The organism is Streptomyces sp. NPDC020747, assembly GCF_044334695.1.
Taxonomy (GTDB): Bacteria; Actinomycetota; Actinomycetes; order Streptomycetales; family Streptomycetaceae; genus Streptomyces.
Genome location: NZ_JBIRTJ010000025.1, coordinates 85336 through 104939, shown reverse-complemented (window position 1 = coordinate 104939; position 19604 = coordinate 85336). Strand labels below are relative to the sequence as shown.

17 protein-coding genes and 1 pseudogene are annotated in these 19604 nt (G+C 70.4%); 8 read left to right on the top strand and 10 right to left on the bottom strand.

The window, feature by feature from the left end; translation table 11 throughout:
* Together ACH4YP_RS44240 and coxB are read right to left on the bottom strand one after the other, a co-directional pair.
* Positions 1-215, bottom strand: a pseudogene (locus tag ACH4YP_RS44240) (cytochrome ubiquinol oxidase subunit I); the annotation flags it as partial.
* Complete coding sequence (gene coxB, locus ACH4YP_RS44235; protein WP_398496990.1) at positions 212-1204, bottom strand: cytochrome c oxidase subunit II; 993 nt, start codon at positions 1202-1204, stop codon at positions 212-214. The gene coxB and the pseudogene ACH4YP_RS44240, both read right to left, overlap by 4 nt.
* 497 nt (positions 1205-1701) lie before the next feature.
* Between coxB and ACH4YP_RS44230 the strand changes: the two genes are divergently transcribed.
* Complete coding sequence (locus ACH4YP_RS44230; RefSeq protein ID WP_398496988.1) at positions 1702-3093, top strand: cysteine desulfurase/sulfurtransferase TusA family protein; 1392 nt, start codon at positions 1702-1704, stop codon at positions 3091-3093.
* A 145-nt stretch (positions 3094-3238) separates the two neighbouring features.
* On the opposite strand, the gene ACH4YP_RS44225 is transcribed toward ACH4YP_RS44230, so the two are convergent.
* Positions 3239-4213 (bottom strand): carbohydrate kinase family protein, encoded by a 975-nt coding sequence (locus tag ACH4YP_RS44225; RefSeq protein WP_361072519.1) that lies wholly within the window; start codon positions 4211-4213, stop codon positions 3239-3241.
* A gap of 133 nt (positions 4214-4346) precedes the next feature.
* On the opposite strand from ACH4YP_RS44225, the gene ACH4YP_RS44220 reads away from it, so the two are divergent.
* Together ACH4YP_RS44220 and ACH4YP_RS44215 are read left to right on the top strand one after the other, a co-directional pair.
* Positions 4347-4556 carry a hypothetical protein gene (locus tag ACH4YP_RS44220; RefSeq protein ID WP_361072516.1) on the top strand — a complete coding sequence of 70 codons (210 nt, stop codon included), beginning with the start codon at positions 4347-4349 and terminating at the stop codon, positions 4554-4556.
* A 210-nt stretch (positions 4557-4766) separates the two neighbouring features.
* The gene (locus tag ACH4YP_RS44215) at positions 4767-6332 is read left to right on the top strand and encodes a hypothetical protein (RefSeq protein ID WP_398496986.1); all 1566 of its coding nucleotides are present in this window, start codon (positions 4767-4769) and stop codon (positions 6330-6332) included.
* A gap of 170 nt (positions 6333-6502) precedes the next feature.
* Here ACH4YP_RS44215 and ACH4YP_RS44210 read toward each other — a convergent pair whose 3' ends face one another.
* Positions 6503-6859 carry an iron-sulfur cluster assembly accessory protein gene (locus ACH4YP_RS44210; protein WP_055617203.1) on the bottom strand — a complete coding sequence of 119 codons (357 nt, stop codon included), beginning with the start codon at positions 6857-6859 and terminating at the stop codon, positions 6503-6505.
* A 307-nt stretch (positions 6860-7166) separates the two neighbouring features.
* Between ACH4YP_RS44210 and nadA the strand changes: the two genes are divergently transcribed.
* Positions 7167-8351, top strand: coding sequence for a quinolinate synthase NadA (nadA, locus tag ACH4YP_RS44205; protein WP_398496984.1), 1185 nt, complete (start codon positions 7167-7169; stop codon positions 8349-8351).
* An 86-nt stretch (positions 8352-8437) separates the two neighbouring features.
* On the opposite strand, the gene ACH4YP_RS44200 is transcribed toward nadA, so the two are convergent.
* From ACH4YP_RS44200 to ACH4YP_RS44180, 5 genes are all read right to left on the bottom strand, one after another.
* Positions 8438-11563, bottom strand: coding sequence for an efflux RND transporter permease subunit (locus ACH4YP_RS44200; RefSeq protein WP_398496982.1), 3126 nt, complete (start codon positions 11561-11563; stop codon positions 8438-8440).
* Between the two features lie 164 nt (positions 11564-11727).
* Positions 11728-12411, bottom strand: a complete 684-nt coding sequence (locus ACH4YP_RS44195; protein ID WP_361060597.1) for a response regulator transcription factor — start codon at positions 12409-12411, stop codon at positions 11728-11730.
* Positions 12408-13706: a sensor histidine kinase gene (locus ACH4YP_RS44190; RefSeq protein WP_361060595.1), complete on the bottom strand. Its 1299-nt coding sequence runs from the start codon at positions 13704-13706 to the stop codon at positions 12408-12410. The genes ACH4YP_RS44195 and ACH4YP_RS44190 overlap by 4 nt, the downstream gene beginning before the upstream one ends.
* A 183-nt stretch (positions 13707-13889) precedes the next feature.
* Positions 13890-14168 carry a hypothetical protein gene (locus ACH4YP_RS44185; protein ID WP_361060593.1) on the bottom strand — a complete coding sequence of 93 codons (279 nt, stop codon included), beginning with the start codon at positions 14166-14168 and terminating at the stop codon, positions 13890-13892.
* 34 nt (positions 14169-14202) lie between these two features.
* The gene (locus ACH4YP_RS44180) at positions 14203-14997 is read right to left on the bottom strand and encodes a PspA/IM30 family protein (RefSeq protein ID WP_361060591.1); all 795 of its coding nucleotides are present in this window, start codon (positions 14995-14997) and stop codon (positions 14203-14205) included.
* A gap of 277 nt (positions 14998-15274) precedes the next feature.
* On the opposite strand from ACH4YP_RS44180, the gene ACH4YP_RS44175 reads away from it, so the two are divergent.
* From ACH4YP_RS44175 to ACH4YP_RS44165, 3 genes are all read left to right on the top strand, one after another.
* Positions 15275-15898, top strand: a complete 624-nt coding sequence (locus ACH4YP_RS44175; protein ID WP_361060590.1) for a DUF3043 domain-containing protein — start codon at positions 15275-15277, stop codon at positions 15896-15898.
* 80 nt (positions 15899-15978) lie between these two features.
* Complete coding sequence (locus ACH4YP_RS44170) at positions 15979-16683, top strand: methyltransferase domain-containing protein (protein WP_361060677.1); 705 nt, start codon at positions 15979-15981, stop codon at positions 16681-16683.
* A 62-nt stretch (positions 16684-16745) separates the two neighbouring features.
* Positions 16746-17834: a S1C family serine protease gene (locus ACH4YP_RS44165; protein ID WP_398496979.1), complete on the top strand. Its 1089-nt coding sequence runs from the start codon at positions 16746-16748 to the stop codon at positions 17832-17834.
* 110 nt (positions 17835-17944) lie between these two features.
* Here ACH4YP_RS44165 and ACH4YP_RS44160 read toward each other — a convergent pair whose 3' ends face one another.
* The gene (locus ACH4YP_RS44160) at positions 17945-18157 is read right to left on the bottom strand and encodes a hypothetical protein (protein ID WP_055618417.1); all 213 of its coding nucleotides are present in this window, start codon (positions 18155-18157) and stop codon (positions 17945-17947) included.
* Between the two features lie 238 nt (positions 18158-18395).
* Between ACH4YP_RS44160 and ACH4YP_RS44155 the strand changes: the two genes are divergently transcribed.
* Complete coding sequence (locus ACH4YP_RS44155) at positions 18396-19601, top strand: bifunctional adenosylcobinamide kinase/adenosylcobinamide-phosphate guanylyltransferase (RefSeq protein WP_398496977.1); 1206 nt, start codon at positions 18396-18398, stop codon at positions 19599-19601.
* Positions 19602-19604 lie beyond the last annotated feature (3 nt).

Here is a 19604-nt window from a genome sequence, read left to right as displayed (position 1 = left end):
CGGGCCAGCTCGGCGCGCATGAACAGCGCCATCACGCCGCCGATGCAGAAGAACGCGAACGACGTGACCAGGTACAACGTACCGATCGTCTTGTGGTCCGTGGTGGTCAGCCACTTGATCACAACGTTGCCGGGCTGTTTGCGCCGTACCGGTAGCTCGTTCTCGTACGAGTCTTCGGCCGCGGCGGCACCCTGAGGTTCATTGAGGATGCTCACAGGTTGTTCGTCTCCCGGTTCTTCTCGTGGTCCGTCTGCTCGATACCGGCCGGGACGTAACCGGTCTGACCCTTCTCGGCGAGCTCCTTGAGGTGGGCCTCGTAGCGCTCGGGAGAGACGACCTTCACGTTGAAGAGCATTCGGGAGTGGTCGACGCCGCAGAGCTCGGCGCACTTGCCCATGAAGGTGCCCTCCCTGTTGGGGGTCACCTGGAACGAGTTGGTGTGGCCCGGGATGACGTCCTGCTTCATGAGGAACGGCACCACCCAGAAGGAGTGGATGACGTCACGCGAAGTGAGGACGAAGCGGACCGTCTTGCCCTTGGGGAGCCAGAGGGTCGGACCCGGGTTGCCGTTCTGCGGGTTCTTCGTGGCAGGCGTACCGACGTCGTAGACGCCACCGGCGTTCGCCGGGAACTGCTTCTTGAACCTGTCCGGAATCGCGTCGAGGTTCTTGTCGGTCTTCGCGTCACCGGTCGAGCCGTCGACGTTCTCGATGTAGTTGAAGCCCCAGCTCCACTGGAAGCCGACGACGTTGACCGTGACGTCGGGCTTCTTGTCGAGACTGAGGAGCTTCGTCTCGTCGCGGGCCGTGAAGTAGAACAGCACCGAGACGATGATGAGCGGGACCACGGTGTAGAGCGCCTCGATGGGCATGTTGTACCGGGTCTGCGGAGGAACTTCGACCTTGCTGCGGCTGCGCCGGTGGAAGAACGCACTCCACAGGATCAGGCCCCAGACCAGCACGCCCGTGACGAGCGCTGCTGCCCACGAGCCCTGCCACAGGGAGAGGATCCGCGGAGCCTCTTCCGTGGTCGGGGTGGGCATACCAAGGCGGGGGAAGTCCTTGTATGTGCAACCGGTGGCGGTCGCAAGGACCAGGCCCGCAGTCAGTGCCTGCAGCAGCTTCCGCCGCATCGGGCGCCGCGGCATGGGGGTACCGCCCGCGCCCCCTGGGGCGTGGGGGAGGTCGGAGCCGTAGGGACTCACGTAGCGCCTTCCCGAGAGTCTCGCCCGCGCTGTTGGCTGCGGCCTTCTCGCTGGTCGGTCGCCGCCCTGCGTCGGGCAGGGGTTTGGATGTTTATGCGGACCAAACCCTACTGGACGCTTTTTGGGGTCGCGCGGGGAGGGTCCCCAACGCGCCGCGGCTCACCCCGAAGGGGTGGAATGCGGGGCTCCGAGCCGTATGTGACGGCCCGTCGTGGGGGCCTGTGAACTGGGACAGTTCGGTTCGTCGGTGGGTGCGGGCCGGTGAGGGCTGGTCGCGCGGCTCCCCGCGCCCCTGCAAGCGGGGCTGCGCCCCTGGCCTTGTTCTTTTCAGGGACGCCGGGCTGTGTCCATATGCGGCTCCGCACCGGTGTCTTCAGGGGCGCGGGGCCGCGACATTTTGCGGCTCCGCCGCGTGGGCGCGGCCGACCCCCGCCGACCCGCACCCCGCGAGCAAGCCCCATGCACCCGTACCCCGCCACACCGCATAGCGTGACCCCGTGTCCTACTTCGACGCCGCATCGTCCGCTCCCCTCCACCCCGTGGCCCGCCAGGCCCTCCAGGCCTCCCTGGACGAGGGCTGGGCCGACCCGGCCCGGCTCTACCGGGAGGGACGGCGGGCGCGGCTCCTCCTGGACGCCGCCCGCGAGGCAACCGCCGAGGCGCTCGGCTGCCGCCCGGACGAGCTGGTGTTCACCACCTCCGGCACACGGGCGGTCCACACGGGAATGGAGGGCACGCTCGCGGGACGCCACCGCGTCGGACGCCACCTGATCGTGTCCGCGGTCGAACATTCTTCGGTGCTCCATTCGGCCGAGACGCACCGGAACCGGGGCGGCACGCTGTCCGAAGTGCCCGTTCTGCGCACGGGCGCGGTCTCCCCCGACGCGTACGCCGAGGCCCTGCGCCCCGACACCGCGCTCGCCTGCCTCCAGTCCGCCAACCACGAGGTGGGTACGGAGCAGCCGGTGGCCGCCGTCGCCGAGGCGTGCCGCGCGGCGGGCGTACCGCTGCTGGTGGACGCGGCGCAGTCGCTGGCCTGGGGCCGGGTCGAGGGCGGCTGGTCGGTGCTGACGGGCAGCGCCCACAAGTGGGGCGGCCCCGCCGGGGTCGGGCTGCTCGTCGTGCGCAAGGGGGTGCGGTACGCCCCTCAAGGCCCGGCCGACGAACGGGAGTCGGGGCGCGCTCCCGGCTTCGAGAACATCCCCGGGATCGTCGCCGCGGCCGCCTCACTGCGGGCCGTACGCGCGGAGGCGGTCGCCGAGTCGGCCCGGCTGCGGGAGCTGACGGACCGGATCCGCTCGCGGGTTCCCGAACTGGTCCCGGACGTGGAGGTGGTGGGCGACCCGGTGCGCCGGCTCCCCCATCTCCTCACCTTCTCCTGTCTCTATGTCGACGGAGAGACACTGCTGCACGAGCTGGACCGCGAGGGTTTCTCGGTCTCGTCCGGATCGTCCTGCACGAGCAGCACGCTGACGCCGAGCCATGTCCTCAAGGCCATGGGCGTGCTGAGCGAGGGCAACGTCCGGGTGTCCCTCCCCCTCGGCACCCCGGCGGAGGACGTGGACCGTTTCCTGGGCGTCCTCCCCCGCACGGTCGCGGCGGTCCGCGAGAAGCTGGGCGCCCCGGCGGGCGCCCCCGCCGTGACCGTCGTCCAGGACGACTCCCTCGTCGTGGACGCCCTCGGCAAACGCTGCCCGATCCCGGTGATCGAACTCGCCAAGGTGATCAACGACGTCCCCGTCGGCGGCACGGTCCGCGTCCTCTCCGACGACGAGGCGGCCCGTCTGGACATCCCGGCCTGGTGCGAGATGCGAAACCAGGAGTACGTGGGAGAGGAACCGACAGAGGGCGGAACGGCGTACGTGGTCCGCCGGAGAGCGCCCCTTTAGGGGCGCGGGGCTGTATCCATGTGCGGCTCCGCCGCGGAGGCGCGACCAGCCCAGATCTTTTAGGGGCGCGGGGAACTGCGCAACCAGCCCCCACGCACCCGCAGCCGCCAACGAACCGACGCGCCCCGCCAGCAGGGCACCGGCACTAAGCCAGGTGCCCCTGAACCTCCGCCGCGGCGTCATGCCCGTACGCCTTCGTGAACCGGTCCAGGAAGTGCGACCGCCGCAACTGGTACTCCTGCGTGCCCTTGGTCTCGATGACGAGCGTCGCGAGCATGCACCCGACCTGCGCGGCCCGCTCGTGCGAGACGCCCCAGGCGAGCCCCGACAGGAACCCGGCCCGGAAGGCGTCCCCGACCCCGGTGGGGTCGACCTTCGCCGTCTCCTCGGGCACACCGACCTCGATCGGGTCCGCCCCGACGCCCTCGATCCGCACACCACGCGCCCCGAGGGTGGTCACCCGGTGGCCGACCCTCGAAAGGATCTCCGCGTCGGTCCAGCCGGTCTTGGACTCGATGAGCCCCTTCTCGTACTCGTTCGAGAAGAGGTACGTCGCGCCGTCGAGCAGCAGCCGGATCTCGTCGCCGTTCATCCGCGCGATCTGCTGGGAGAAGTCGGCGGCGAAGGGGATCGAGCGGGTCCGGCACTCCTCGGTGTGCCGGAGCATGCCCTCGGGGTCGTCCGCGCCGATCAGGACCAGGTCGAGTCCGCCCACGCGGTCGGCGACCGCCTTGAGCTCGATGAGGCGGGCCTCGCTCATGGCGCCGGTGTAGAAGGAGCCGATCTGGTTGTGGTCGGCGTCCGTGGTGCAGACGAAGCGCGCGGTGTGCAGCACTTCGGAGATCCGGACGGACGCGGTGTCGACGCCGTGCCGGTCCAGCCAGGCGCGGTACTCGTCGAAGTCGGAGCCCGCCGCCCCGACCAGGATCGGCGAGGTGCCGAGCTGGCCCATGCCGAAGGCGATGTTCGCACCCACGCCGCCCCGGCGTACGTCGAGATTGTCGACCAGGAACGAGAGGGAGACCGTGTGCAGCTGATCCGCGACCAGCTGGTCGGCGAAGCGGCCGGGGAAGGTCATGAGGTGGTCTGTGGCGATGGAGCCCGAGACTGCGATACGCACGGCTAGGACACGCTCCTGCGAGGAGGGAGATTGACATCTAACGCTATCGGGTCCGCGCCGCGGCTTCGAAGTAGACAAAACTACCCAATAGTAGGGCTTTTTTCGCAGGGCATGCGGTGCATACGGTTCCGCTATGACGAACCTCAAGATCCATGGCGACGCTCCGCTCGACCCCGAAGGCGGTCTGGCCGAGCTGCGGGGCGACTGCGCCCGTATGGTCCCGCACTGGTCGGCTCCCGCCAGGATCACCGCTCTTCCGGTGTCCCCGTCACTCATCCACGGCGTGACGGTGCCGTCGACTTCCGCCCGGATGCTGGACGCGATGTCGGACTACGGCGACTAGTCCACGCCCCCGAAGGGGCGCGGACTACTGCGCGACCAGCCACAGAGGGCCCGCAGTTTCAACCCGCTCCCCCCGGAGGGAACCGTGCGCTCCCCCGTCGCGTCCCATCGCTGTCCCCCGTAAAGGGGAGGCAGGATACGACCCTGCTGTGTCCTGACCCGGTCAAGGGCGGGTCTCATGGGACAGCGGTGCGGCAGAAGGAGCGATGCGGTGGACAGCGAGCGACCCGACAACGACGCGGCCGAGGCCGCCGACGAGGACAAGCCGCGCAGGCGGCATTCGCCGGTGGTCGTCGCCTCGGTCGCGGCCGCCGTGCTGCTCGCCGGAGGCGGCGGGGCGTACTTCGCCACGACCGCGTCCGGCGGCGGCGGAAGCAGGGACAGCTCCGGTACGCCGGGCGACGACGACACCCCGCCGCCGCTCGCCCTGGACGGCTACTCCGAGGGCGGAGCGAAGGGCACGGACGGCACGAACGGCATCGCGCCCGGCGAGCCCGACCCGAACGGGGCGGCCTACCGCGCCGAGGGCGAACTCCCCGACGGCCCCTCCTCCGCGGCCGTCCACCGCGCCAAGGGCGAGGTCACCGCGGCCGAGGTGGCGAAGCTGGCCAAGGCCCTGGGTGTGGAGGGCACTCCGAAGGCGGAGGGTGACGCCTGGCTGGTCGGCGCCGCGAAGGACGGTTCCGGCCCGGGCCTGCGGGTGAACAAGAAGGCCCCCGGCACCTGGACGTTCAACCGCTTCGTGCCCGGCACCGACAACTGCAAGAGCACCACGGTGTGCGCGGGCGGGACGGCCAAGGGCACCGGCGCCGGCACCAAGGGTGCCGAGACCGACCCGGTGAGCGTGAAGGCGGCGAAGAAGGCCGCCGCGCCGGTCCTCAAGGCGGTCGGCCAGGACGACGCGAAGCTCGACGCGAGCCAGCTCATGGACGCCGTACGCGTGGTGAACGCGGATCCGAAGGTGGGCGGGCTGCCGACGTACGGCTGGTCGACCGGCCTCCAGATCGGCCCCGACGGCCAAGTTGTCGGCGGCAGCGGCCAGTTGAAGACCCCGGTGAAGAGCGACACGTACCCCGTCCTCAGTGCCGAGAAGACGCTCGCCCTGCTGAACGGGTCCGGGACGGGCGGCGGGCGCGTGGGTATCGGCGGCTGCGCGAGTCCCGTACCGCTGAAGGACAAGGACGAGAAGCCGTGCGAGGCGTCGACGGCGGCGCCGAAGCCCGAGCCGGTCGTCGTCGAGGACGCCGTGTTCGGTCTGGCCACGCACTTCGTGGACGGGCGGCAGGCGCTGGTGCCGTCCTGGCTCTTCGAGGTACGGCCCTCGGGGGCGGGCGCCGGCTTCACGGTCACGCATCCCGCGGTCGACCCGCGGTATCTGACCTCTCCGAAGCCTCCGGCCGACAGCCCGAGCGACGACCCGACGACGGCTCCGAGCCCGCGGACGAGCGAGCCGGGCGGCGGGACGACGGGGGCGCCGAAGACCGAGACCCGGGATGTCCGTGTCGAGGGCTACAGCGCGGACGGCAAGGAAGTGACCGTGCGCTTCACGGGCGGGGTGTGCAGTGACTACAAGGCCTCGGCGCAGGAGTCCGGCGGCAAGGTGACGGTCCGGGTGACCGAGACGTTGAAGACGGACCAGGTCTGCATCCTGATCGCCAAGGTCTTCCACGAGAAGGTCGAGCTCAAGGCATCGCTCGGGGAGCGGAAGGTCGTCGACACGGACGGCAAGGCGGTCCCGCTGGAGAAGGACCTGCCGAACCCGACCGAGGCGCGGTAGCCGGACACACCCGGTCACCGGTACGCGGAGGACGCGCACCCGCCGGTACGCGACAACCCGCTGATACGCGAAAGGCGGCGCCCTGTTGGAGGGGGCGCCGCCTTTCGGTGTCGTGCGGTTCGTCCCGGACGACGGACCCGGCCGTCATCCGTCAAACGCAAGCAGCAGGCTTAGCTGAAGGAGTCGCCGCAGGCGCAGGAACCCGTCGCGTTCGGGTTGTCGATCGTGAAGCCCTGCTTCTCGATGGTGTCCACGAAGTCGATGGAGGCGCCGCCCAGGTACGGAGCGCTCATGCGGTCGGTGACGACCTTCACGCTGCCGAACTCCTTGACGACGTCACCGTCGAGGGAGCGCTCGTCGAAGAAGAGCTGGTACCGCAGGCCGGAGCAGCCGCCGGGCTGAACGGCGACACGCAGCGCCAGGTCGTCGCGGCCTTCCTGCTCCAGCAGGCCCTGGACCTTGGCCGCGGCGGCGTCCGACAGGAGGATGCCGTCGCTCACGGTGGTGGTCTCGTCCGATACGGACATCTGCTTCTCTCCCGGGTTGTACGGAGACTGCTTGCCGACGGTTGCAACCGGCGGGGCCGCGGATTCATTCCGGGCCGAGCGTTACGTCTTGGCTTCTCTCTTCATGCTCGCACACCCACCCGGAAGCGGAAAACGGCCTGTGGACAACCACCGCACGGGATTCACGTCACATGGACGCTATCGACCATCGTCAAACTGACATGAAGCGGTTATGATAGATAACGTCATTTCGACGAAAAGGCTTGTTCTGCTTGATCGTCCCAGCCGGTCGATCCAAGCGGGCCGCAGAACAGAAAGGGTGCGTGTCGTGACCACCGCCCAGACCCAGGAGCTCGACGTACAGCCGACGCCCCTCGCCCTGCTGCTCCTCGGCCGTGAGGCCGACCCCAGGAGCGAGCGCGGCGTCGAATGTCCCGGTGACCTGCCCTCGCCGTCCGACCCGGACCTGGTCGAGCGCGCCCGCGCGGCCAAGGAGAAGCTCGGGAACAAGGTCTTCGTCCTCGGCCACCACTATCAGCGCGACGAGGTCATCCAGTTCGCGGACGTCACGGGGGACTCCTTCAAGCTGGCCCGGGACGCCGCCGCGCGCCCCGAGGCCGAGTACATCGTGTTCTGCGGTGTGCACTTCATGGCCGAGTCGGCGGACATCCTGACCTCCGACGACCAGAAGGTCGTCCTGCCCGACCTGGCCGCCGGCTGCTCGATGGCCGACATGGCCACCGCCGAGCAGGTCGCCGAGTGCTGGGACGTGCTGACCGACGCCGGGATAGCCGAGCAGGTCGTGCCCGTCTCGTACATGAACTCCTCTGCGGACATCAAGGCGTTCACCGGCAAGCACGGGGGCACGATCTGCACCTCCTCCAACGCCGAGAAGGCCCTGGAGTGGGCGTTCGAGCAGGGCGAGAAGGTGCTCTTCCTGCCCGACCAGCACCTGGGCCGCAACACGGCCGTCCGCGACATGGGGATGACGCTGGAGGACTGCGTCCTCTACAACCCCCACAAGCCGAACGGCGGGCTCACGGCCGAGCAGCTCCGCGACGCCAAGATGATCCTGTGGCGGGGCCACTGCTCGGTGCACGGCCGCTTCTCCGTCGACTCGGTCGACGACGTGCGCGCCCGGATCCCCGGCGTGAACGTCCTGGTGCACCCCGAGTGCAAGCACGAGGTCGTCGAGGCGGCCGACTACGTGGGTTCCACGGAGTACATCATCAAGGCCCTGGAGGCGGCCCCGGCCGGTTCCAAGTGGGCGATCGGCACGGAGTTGAATCTCGTACGGCGGCTGGCGAACCGTTTCGCGAGCGAGGACAAGGAGGTCGTCTTCCTCGACAAGACGGTCTGCTTCTGCTCGACCATGAACCGCATCGACCTCCCCCACCTGGTCTGGACCCTGGAGTCCCTGGCCGAGGGCAACCTCGTCAACCGCATCGAGGTGGACCGCGAGACCGAGCAGTTCGCGAAGCTGGCGCTGGAGCGGATGCTGGCGCTGCCGTAGGGCCAAAAAGACTGCGCAGTTCCCCGCGCCCCTTTTTTAGGGGCGCGGGGAACTGCGCAACGGGGGTTCGGGGGCGGAGCCCCCACCTACACCCCCACGGGCTCCGGGTCACCCGAGTTGGAGGAGTCGGAGGCCTCGGCCTTCTCCCCCCGCTTCACGGCCTTCTTCTTCGCGCGGCGCTCCTTGCGGAGTTCGACCATCGCGTAGAGCGTCGGCACCAGGAGCAGCGTCAGCAGCGTCGACGTGATCAGGCCGCCGATCACCACGACCGCCAGCGGCTGGGCGATGAAGCCGCCCTCGCCGGTGATGCCGAGTGCCATGGGCAGCAGGGCGAAGATGGTCGCCAGGGCCGTCATGAGGATCGGGCGGAGCCGGTGCCGGCCGCCTTCCACCACGGCCTCGACAACCCCGTACCCCTGCTTGCGGTACTGGTTGATCAGGTCGATCAGCACGATCGCGTTGGTCACGACGATGCCGATGAGCATCAGCATGCCGATCATCGACGGCACACCCATCGGCGTACCGGTGATGACCAGCAGACCGATCGCACCCGTCGCCGCGAACGGGATCGAGACGAGCAGGATCAGCGGCTGGATCAGCGACCGGAAGGTCGCGACCAGCAGCATGAAGACGATCGCGATCGCCGCGAGCATCGCGAGGCCGAGGGACGCGAACGCGTCGTCCTGGTCCTCGGACACACCGCCGATGGCGGCCGTGGCACCGGCCGGCAGCTTCAGCTTGTCGAGCTTGGCCGTGAGGTCGGCGCTGACCGCGCCCGTGTTGTCACCGGTCGGCTTCGCCGAGATGGTGGCGGCGCGCTGGCCGTCGATACGGGTCATCGAGACCGGCCCGTCGACCAGCTTCACCGTCGCGATGTCGCCGAGCTTCACGGACCCGAGGCTGAGGCTCCTCAGCTGGGACAGCGTCTCGGCCGGCTTCGCCGACCTGATGACGACGTCGCGCTCGGTGTCGTCCAGGATCGCCTTGCCGCTGGTGGTGCCGCGCACCGCCTGGGCGACGGCCGCGCCGAGGGTCGTGTCGTTGAACCCGGCCGCGGCGGCCTTGTCGTTGGCCCTGACCGAGATCCGCGGCACGGACTGGGCGAGGTCGCTCGTCACGTCGGTGACGTCGTCGAGCCCGGCGACCGCGTCGCGGACCTCCTCGGCGGCCTCGCGCAGTACGGCGGCGTCGGCCGACTTCACCACGACGCTGAGGTCCTGGCTGCCGAAGCCGTCACCGGCCGCGACCGTCGTCGTACCGATCCCGGAGAGCTTGCCGAGCCCCTCCTCGATACCGTCCTGGACGTCGTCGAAGGAGGCCGAGTCGGCGACCTTGACGGTGTAGGAGGCCTGGTTGGTGTCCGTGCCCCCGCCGAACGCGGCCATGAAGCCGGAGGAGCCGACCGTGACCTGGTAGTCCTCGACGCCCTTGACGCCGTCGAGCATCTTCTCGACCTTCTTGGCCTCGGCGTCGGTCGCCGCCAGGCTGGTCCCGGGCTTCAACTCCTGCTTGACCGTGATGACTTCCTGCTCGCCCTGGTCGAAGAAGTTCGTCTTCAGCAGGGGCGTCATGCCGAACGTACCGACGAGGACCACCACCGCGATCGCCACGCTGGTGAGGCGGCGGCGGGTCGCGAAGCGCAGCACGGGCACGTAGAAGCGCTGGAGGCGGCTGCGCGCCTCCTTCTCCTCGGCCTTGCGGCGTGCCTCCTCCGGGTCGATGCCGCGCACGTCCTTGGGGGCGCGCAGGAACCAGTACGAGAGCACCGGTACGACCGTCAGCGAGACGACCAGCGAGGCCAGCAGGGCCGCCGTTACGGTCAGGGAGAACGAGCCGAAGAGCTCGCCGACCATGCCGCCGGTCAGACCGATGGGCAGGAACACCGCGACCGTGGTGAGCGTCGAGGAGGTGACCGCGCCCGCGACCTCGCGTACGGCCTTGAGGATCGCCTCCTGGCGCTCCTCGCCGTAGCCGAGGTGCCTCTTGATGTTCTCCAGGACCACGATCGAGTCGTCGACGACCCGGCCGATGGCGATGGTCAGGGCGCCCAGCGTCAGGATGTTGAGCGACTCGTCGCGGGTCCACAGCACGATCAGCGCGAGGACGACCGACAGCGGGATGGAGACCGCGGTGACCAGCGTCGAACGGATCGACGCCAGGAAGACCAGGATGACCAGGACCGCGAAGAGGAGACCGAGGGCGCCCTCGGTGGTCAGGCCCTTGATGGACTTGGAGACGGCCGGGCCCTGGTCGCTGACGACGGTCAGCGTGGCGCCGGACCCGAGGTCCTTGCGCAGGCCGGGCAGCTTGTCCTGGACCGCGTCGGAGACCGCGACCGCGCTGCCGTCGTGGTCCATGGTGACGGAGACGGCGAGGCTGGGCCTGCCGTCGGTGCGGGTGATGGAGTCCGCCTTCGCGGGCTCCTCCTCGACGGTGGCGACGGCACCGAGGCGTACGGGCTTCCTGCCGCCCTCGCCGGTGACCATCAGGTCCTGGATCTGCTTGAGCGAGGTGAAGCCGCCGCCGACCTGGACCGTGCGGTTGCTGCCGTTCTCGTCGAAGGAACCGGCCGGGAGGGTCGCGCCGCCCGCCTGCAGTGCCTGGCCGAGCGCGGCCGTGGTCAGCCCGGCCCTCGCCAGCTTCGCGTCGTCGGGCGTGACCGCGACCTGGAGGTCCTGTACACCGTCGACGGTGACCTGACCGACGCCGTCGATGTCCTTCAGCGCGGGGACGACCGTGCGGTCGAGCTGGTCCGAGAGGGCCTGCTGGTCCTTGTCGGAGGTGACCGCGAGGACGACGGTCGGGATGTCGTCGGTGGAACCGGCGACGACCTGCGGGTCCACGTCGTCCGGGAGCTGCGCACGGGCGCGGTTCACGGCCTGCTGGACGTCGGCGACGATCCGGGCGGAGTCGTTGCCGTAGTCGAAGGAGGCCATGATCAGGGCGTTGCCCTCGCTGGCCGTGGAGGTGACGCCGGAGATCCCGTCGACCGCTTCGAGGTTGTCCTCGATGGGCTCGACGACCTGCTTCTCGACCACGTCGGGGGACGCGCCCTGGTACGGCGCGATCACCGACACCATGGGCAGTTCGATGGTGGGCAGCAGCTGCTGCTTGAGCTGCGGGATCGCTATCGCCCCGAAGGCCAGGGCGATGATCGACATCAGCCCTATGAGCGCGCGTTGGGCGAGGCTGAAGCGGGACAGCCGGGACATGGGTGACGGGTCTCTCTTCTGTGGCTCGAGTCTTTGGAGCGGCCAAATGGGCTCATGTGAGCGTCCGCCTATCACTCTGAGCCATCGCCGGGACCCCGACCGTCGCCCCCAGGTCCCGTTCCTTATACGGCGCATACCGCGACCGCAGTATGTACGGGTGGAGCTCACTCCACCCTTGGGCGTACCAGTCCGGACTCGTACGCGATGACCACCAGCTGTGCCCGGTCGCGGGCTCCCAGCTTGGACATGGCCCGGTTGACGTGCGTCTTCACCGTGAGCGGGCTGACCGTGAGACGCTCGGCGATCTCGTCGTTGGAGTGCCCACCGGCGACCTGGACGAGAACCTCGCGCTCGCGGACGGTCAGCGCTTCGAGGCGTTCGGCGCGGCCACGATCCTGGTCGTCGTCATCGCCGTCGCCCTGTGCGAGGAACTTCGCGATCAGCCCCTTGGTGGCGGCCGGTGACAGCAGCGCCTCGCCGCCCGCCGCGATCCGGATCGCGTTGAGCAGTTCGTCCGGCTCGGAGCCCTTGCCGAGGAACCCGGAGGCTCCGGCGCGCAGCGACTGCACCACGTACTCGTCGACCTCGAAGGTCGTCAGCATCACGACCCGTACGTGGGCGAGGCCCGGGTCGGCGCTGATGAGCCGGGTCGCGGCGAGACCGTCGGTGCCGGGCATGCGGATGTCCATGAGCACGACGTCGGCCCGCTCCTCGCGGGCCAGCCGCACGGCCTCCGCCCCGTCCGAGGCCTCTCCCACGACCTCCATGTCGGCCTCGGAGTCGACCAGCACGCGGAACGCGCTGCGCAGCAGTGCCTGGTCGTCGGCGAGCAGGACGCGGATGGTCATGCGGGGTCCCCCGTGGGTGCCGTGGTCGAGGCCGCCGACTTGGATGCCGGTGCGGGTGCCGGTGCCGCCGCGGTGGACGCGGTGCTACCGGTGCGGCTCTTGAGCGGCAGGATCGCATGGACCCGGAAGCCGCCTCCGTAGCGGGGTCCGGCGGTGCAGACACCGCTCAGCGCGGTGACCCGCTCGCGCATGCCGAGCAGCCCGTGGCCGCTGTTCTCCTCGAGCCGGGCCGCCGCGTCGTCGCCCGGTCCGTTGTCGAGGACGGTGATCTCCACGTTCGGTCCCACGCGTACGACGCTGACCTCGGCCTTCGCCTCGGGGCCCGCGTGCTTCCGCACATTGGTGAGGGCTTCCTGGATGACGCGGTACGCGGCCAGGTCGACGGCTGCGGGGAGGGTGGTGCCGTGGTCGGTGCGGGCCACCTCCACGGGCAGGCCCGCGCTGCGGAAGGTGCCGACGAGTTCTTCCAGGCGGTGCAGGCCCGGGGCCGGTTCGGTGGGGGCCTCGGGGTCGCCGGACTGTCTCAGCAGGCCGACCGTGGCGCGGAGTTCGTTGAGCGCGGAGCGGCTGGCCTCGCGGACGTGGGCGAGGGCTTCCTTGGCCTGGTCGGGGCGCTTGTCCATGACGTGCGCGGCCACTCCGGCCTGCACGTTGACGAGGGCGATGTGGTGGGCGACGACGTCGTGCAGGTCGCGGGCGATGCGCAGGCGTTCCTCGGCGACGCGGCGCCTCGCCTCCTCCTCGCGGGTGCGCTCCGCGCGTTCGGCGCGCTCTCTTATCGCGTGCACGAAGGCGCGGCGGCTGCGGACCGCGTCGCCCGCGGCGGCGGCCATGCCGGTCCAGGCGAAGATGCCGAGATTCTCCTGCGCGTACCAGGGCAGGGGGCCGGCGAGCATGGCGATGCCGGTCAGGACCGTCATCGTGAGGAGGCCCACGCGCCAGGTGGTGGGCCGGTCGGTCGCCGACGCCACCGTGTAGAGGGCGACGACGGCGGACATCACCACGGGGGCCCTGGGGTCGCTCGTCACGAACTCCAGGACCGACAGGGCGCTCGTCGCGGCGAGGACCCTCAGGGGGTGGCCGCGGCGGAAGACCAGGGCGGTGGCGGCCAGCAGCATCAGGGTGAGGCTGAGGGCGTCGGGGGTGCGGGCGCCCCAGTCCGGGCCGCCGTGTCTTCCGTTCGGTTCCGCGAACGAGCCGACGACCATGCAGGCGAGGACTGCTGCCGCGAGGGCGCCGTCCACCACCAGCGGGTATGCCCGCAGGCGGGTTCGGGCGCGCTCCAGTGTGCTCACGACTGTTTACGGTACGGGGCCCCTGCGGGGGGCGGAACTGGTGCCACCTGGAATCGGGGCGGGGCCCACATTTTTCGCCCCCGCCGCCCTTAGCCATTCCCGTCCCTTTTCAGGGGCTCCGCCCCCGAACCCCCGCTCCTCAAACGCCGGAGGGGCTGAAGTCCAAGTGGGAGTCTGGGGGCGTCAGCCCGGGATCAAGCCGTCGTCGTTCAGCATCTCCCGGACCTCCGAGAGCGTCGCGTCCGGGGACGGGAGGATCAGCTCGGAGGGTTCGAGGGCGGCGTCAGGGAGTGGCACGCCCAGGCGGCGGACCGCGTCGAGGAGCGCCCCCAGCGTGCGCCGGAAGCCCTCCTCGTCACCGGACTCCATCTCCGCGAGGAGCTCGTCGTCCAGCTTGTTCAGTTCGGTGAGGTGGCCGTCGTCCAGCCTCACCTGTCCCTCCCCCATGATCCGTACGATCATGACGCCCTCCTCGGCGTGGGACTGCTGCCTGCGGCTACTGCTTGTCGAAGCGCGGAGTGTCCTGCGGCTGCTGCTTGGACTGAGTCTGGTCCTTGCCGCCCTCGATCGCCTGCTGGGAGGAGGAACCGCCGGCCAGCTCGGCCTTCATGCGCTGGAGCTCCAGCTCCACGTCCGTGCCGCCGGAGAGCCGGTCGAGCTCGGTCTGGATGTCGTCCTTGGCGAGCCCGGAGGAGTCGTCGAGGGCGCCGGAGGCGAGCAGCTCGTCGATGGCACCGGCGCGCGCCTGGAGCTGCGCGGTCTTGTCCTCGGCGCGCTGGATGGCCATGCCGACGTCGCCCATCTCCTCGGAGATGCCGGAGAAGGCCTCGCCGATGCGGGTCTGCGCCTGGGCGGCCGTGTACGTCGCCTTGATCGTTTCCTTCTTGGTCCGGAAGGCGTCGACCTTGGCCTGGAGCCGCTGCGCCGCGAGGGTGAGCTTCTCCTCCTCGCCCTGGAGGGTCTGGTGCTGCGTCTCCAGGTCGGTGACCTGCTGCTGGAGCGCGGCACGGCGCGACAGCGCCTCACGGGCCAGGTCCTCGCGGCCGAGCGCGAGCGCCTTGCGGCCCTGGTCCTCCAGCTTGGAGGACTGGTTCTGGAGCTGGTTCAGCTGCAGTTCCAGGCGCTTGCGGGAGGTCGCCACGTCGGCGACACCCCGGCGTACCTTCTGCAACAGCTCCAGCTGTTTCTGGTACGAGTAGTCGAGGGTTTCGCGCGGGTCCTCGGCCCGGTCAAGGGCCTTGTTCGCCTTCGCGCGGAAGATCATCCCCATACGCTTCATGACACCGCTCATGGGCTTCGCGCGCCCCCTTCTGACGGACTCCAGCTCCAGCGACTACAACAGAACCCACAGTACGGGCCCTGCATCCATTACCGCACTGTTCGGGGACGGATGCGCTCATCCCCAAGGACGACTGTGAATGATCCCGCTCCGGCGTAGGGAGTAGGTGTCCCCCTGGGTTCGTCCCGGGGTCGGCCGGGAGAACCGTGGGCGGCCACCTCTTTTCAGGCTCTCTGTCCCCCTACAGACGACCGGTGTTGCCGGATCGTTCCCCACGGGGCTGACGTCCATGCCTCCGTACCCATTACCCTTGGGTTTTGTGTTCCGTAGCCGCGCCAAGGATGAGAAGGTCCCCGCCGACAAGGCGCTGACCGACTCCACTCAGCCCCGTGACCCGCAGGCCCCCAAGGGTCGGCCCACGCCCAAGCGCAGTGAGGCCCAGTCTCAGCGCCGCAGCGTGGCCAATACGCCGACGACGCGCAAGGAGGCCGCCAAGCGGCAGCGTGACGATCGCCGTACCCAGATGGCGAAGCAGCGCGAGGCGCTGGCCAGTGGGGACGAGCGCTATCTGCCCGCCCGTGACAAGGGCCCCGTGCGCAGGTTCGCACGCGACTTCATCGACTCGCGGTTCTGCATCGCCGAGTTCTTCCTGCCGCTGGCGGTGATCATCCTCGTCCTGAGCATGGTCCAGATCGCCCAGCTGCAGAACGTGGCGCTGCTGCTGTGGCTCTTCGTGATCGTGATGATCGTGGTGGACTCGATCGGTATCGCGATCCGCATGAAGAAGCAGCTGAACGCGCGCTTCCCGGACGAGCCCAAGCGCGGCGCGGTCGCCTACGCGCTGATGCGCAGCCTCCAGATGCGTCGCCTCCGGCTGCCGAAGCCGCAGGTCAAGCGCGGAGAGCGGCCCTGAGCGCGGCGTCCTTCGCGGGGGGCGCGGCCGATGCCTGGCTGAGCAAGCTGGGCGGTCTGCGTGATGTCGTACGGCAGGAACTGGTCGCCCGGCAGCTCGACGAGCAGATAGCCGGGCGGTTCCCGGTCGGGCAGCGGCTGCGCGTGCTCGACGTGGGCATGGGCCAGGGCACGCAGGCGCTGCGGCTGGCCCGGGCCGGCCACCAGGTCACGGGGGTCGAGCAGGACTCCAAGATGATCGCCGTCGCGCGTGAGAGCCTCGCCGCCGAGCCGGAGGGGATCCGCGGCCGCGTGCGGCTCGTCGAGAGCGACGGGCGGGACACCGGGGTCCACTTCCTGCCGGGCAGCTTCGACGTGGTGCTGTGCCACGGCGTGCTGATGTACGTCGAGGAGCCCGACCCCCTCCTCGCCGGGCTCGCCCGGATGCTGGCCCCCGGCGGACTGCTCTCCCTGCTCGTACGGAACGCCGACGCGCTGGCCATGCGGCCGGGGCTGGCCGGCGACTGGGCGGGCACGCTGACGTCCTTCGACACCAGCACGTACACGAACCGTCTCGGACTCGACGTACGGGCCGACCGGCTCGACGCGCTCACCGGCACGCTCGCCGGGATCGGGGCGCCCCTTCACGCCTGGTACGGCGTGCGGGTCTTCACGGACACCGCTGCGGACGACGCGGCCGTCCCGGACGACGTTCGGACGCTGCTGGCCGCGGAGGAGCGGGCCGGGCGGACGGATCCGTACCGCCGGGTGGCCGCCCTGCTTCACCTGTGCGGCGTACGCGGCTGAGAACCCCCTGTTCGGCCCCGCACCGCAGGCCGGACCCACCGCCCCGGGGCAAGACTCGGGGCATGGATGTCGCGTCGCCTGCCCGGCCCCGTGGCCGCGCCCTTGCCCGTGTCCTTCCCTTGATCGCCGGCTGCTGCGTCGTCCTGCTCGGCGGCTGTTCCGGCGGTGGGACGTCGACCGGGACCGAGGGTGGCACCAAGGCGGCCCGGGCCGCCGCTCCCCGGGCCGCGAACGATCTGCAGGACGACTACCAGAAGGTGATCAAGGACGTCCTGCCGTCGGTCGTGCAGATCCAGGCGACCCGTGATCTGGGCTCCGGGGTCGTGTACGACGACAAGGGGCACATCGTCACGAACGCGCATGTGGTCGGGGACGAGAAGACCTTCAAGGTGACGACGGCCAACAGCGAGGACGAGCTGACCGCGAAGCTCGTCTACACGTACCCGCAGCAGGATCTCGCGGTCATCAAGCTGGACCGGAGGCCGGAGGGGCTGAGGGCGGCCTCTTTCGGGGACTCCTCGAAGGTGGACGTCGGCCAGATCGTGCTGGCGATGGGCTCGCCGCTCGGGCTGTCGTCCAGCGTCACCCAGGGCATCGTGTCGGCGACCGGGCGCACTGTCAGCGAGGGCAGTACGGACGGAGGCACGGGCGCGACCATCGCCAACATGGTGCAGACGTCGGCCGCGATCAACCCGGGCAACAGCGGTGGCGCCCTCGTCGACCTCGACGGGCAGGTCATCGGCATCCCGACGCTCGCCGCGACCGATCCCGGCATGGGCGAGGGCGCGGCGCCGGGTATCGGCTTCGCGATTCCCGCGTCGATGGTGCGTACGGTCGCCGACCAGATCGTCGAGGACGGCAGGGTCACCGATTCGGGGCGGGCCGCGCTCGGCATCACCGCCCGGACCGTGGTGGGCGCCGACTACCGGCCTGCCGGGGTCGCGGTGGTCGAGGTCAAGGACGGCGGTGCGGCCTCGAACGCGGGGATCGAGCGCGGGGACGTCATCACCGGGCTGGATGACACCGGGATCACCACGGTCAACTCGCTCTCCGAGGCGCTCGCGGCACAGAAGCCGGGCGGGAAGGTACGGGTGACGTACACCCGCGACGGCGACGAGAAGAGCGCCGAGGTGACACTCGGCGAGCAGTGACCGGCGGTCGGCCGGCCGTGACACGGCCTTCGGCCGGTGGTGAGGCGGGCGGCGCGGGGGCCGCGGTCGTTCGTACGGCCGCGGCCCTCACGCGTTCGGGCTACGGGGGCCTAGGAAGCCTCTGCGTGCAGGCTCATCGGGCCGTAGATCTCCGTGGCGTCCTCGGAGAGCCGGACCTGGTCCGCCCCCGCCTCGGCCAGCGCCTTCCAGTGTTCGCCGAGCCAGGACTCCGCGTCGCCCTGGGTGGTGAACTCCTCGGGCTGGACCGCGGGCTGGACTTCCGTCCCGTCGGCCTTCTCGAACCGCCACGTCCATGCCGCCATGTCAGCCTCCCAAAGTTCCCAGCAAGATCGGGCTCTCGCCCCGAAGCCTAGGCGCTCCGCTGGTTGTCCGGTGTTCAAAGGTGCAGGTCGAGAAGTGTTGTGTGCTGTCCGCGGGTTGGCGGGGGCTTGTCGCGCCCCTCGGCGGAGCCGCGAATCTCACAGCCCCGCGCCCCGAGGGAGGCGCCTTTGTACACCCCCTGACGCGCAGGACCGGGAGCTACACGGAAAAATCAGAACCGTGGAAGTTACTTTGCTTGGTACCGGTGGACCCTCGGGGCTGCCCCGGCCCGACTGTCCCTGTGCCGCCTGTGCGGTGGCGCTCGGGGTTGACGCCCGGGCGGCCACCGCCTTGTTGGTGGACGGGGCGTTGCTGCTGGACCTGACGCCCGGGGCGGCCTTTGCCGCCGCCCGGGCCGGGCGGTCGTTGGGCGGGGCCCGGCAGGTGTTGTTGTCGCATCCGCACAACGGGCCCGCGGTGGAGGTGCCGGCGGGGCTGCCGCAGCCGGGGCGGGTGCCGGACGGGCGGGAGCTGGCTCTGCTGACGGGGCATCGGGTGCGGGCGGTGCCGATGGACGCGCCGGGCACCGGGTACGCCGTGACGGGGCCCGACGGGCAGCGGCTGCTGTATCTGCCGCCGGGCGCGGCCCCCGCGGGTCTTGAGGAGGCGGCCGGTGCGTACGACATGGTGCTCGCCGATGTCGTCGGGCGGCCGGACGCGCTGGCCCGGCTGCGGGTGGTGGGGGCCGTCGGGCCGGCCACGGACGTGATCGCGGTCCACCTCGACCACGACGTGCCGCCCGGCCGGGAGCTGCGGCGGCGGCTCTCGGCGGCGGGGGCGCGTGCGGTGCCGGACGGTACGACGCTGACCGTGGGGGTGTACGAGGACGTGCCCGACGTGCCCCGGCGGACCCTGGTGCTCGGCGGGGCCCGGTCCGGGAAGTCCGTGGAGGCCGAGCGGCGCCTGGAGGCCTTCCCGGACGTGCTGTACGTGGCCACCGGCGGGACGCGGAACGGCGACGGCGAGTGGGCGGCCCGGGTGCACGCCCACCGTGAGCGGCGGCCCGGCTCCTGGCGTACCACCGAGACCTGCGACCTCGTGCCCCTGTTGAAGGACGACGGGGCGCCGCTGCTCGTCGACTGTCTGTCGTTGTGGCTGACGGACGCGATGGACGCCGTGAACGCGTGGGACGACGACGAGTGGGGCGGTGGCGGCGAGCGCGCGCTGCGGGCCCGGGTGGAGGAGCTGACGGCCGCCGTCCGCGAGACCCGCCGCACGGTGGTCGCCGTCTCCAACGAGGTCGGCTCCGGCATCGTCCCCGCCACCCCCTCCGGCCGCCGCTACCGCGACGAACTCGGCCGCCTCAACGCGGCGTTCGCGACCGAGTGCGAGCACGTGCTGCTGGTGGTGGCGGGGCAGGCACTCCCGCTGAAGGGCCGGGCCTGAAGG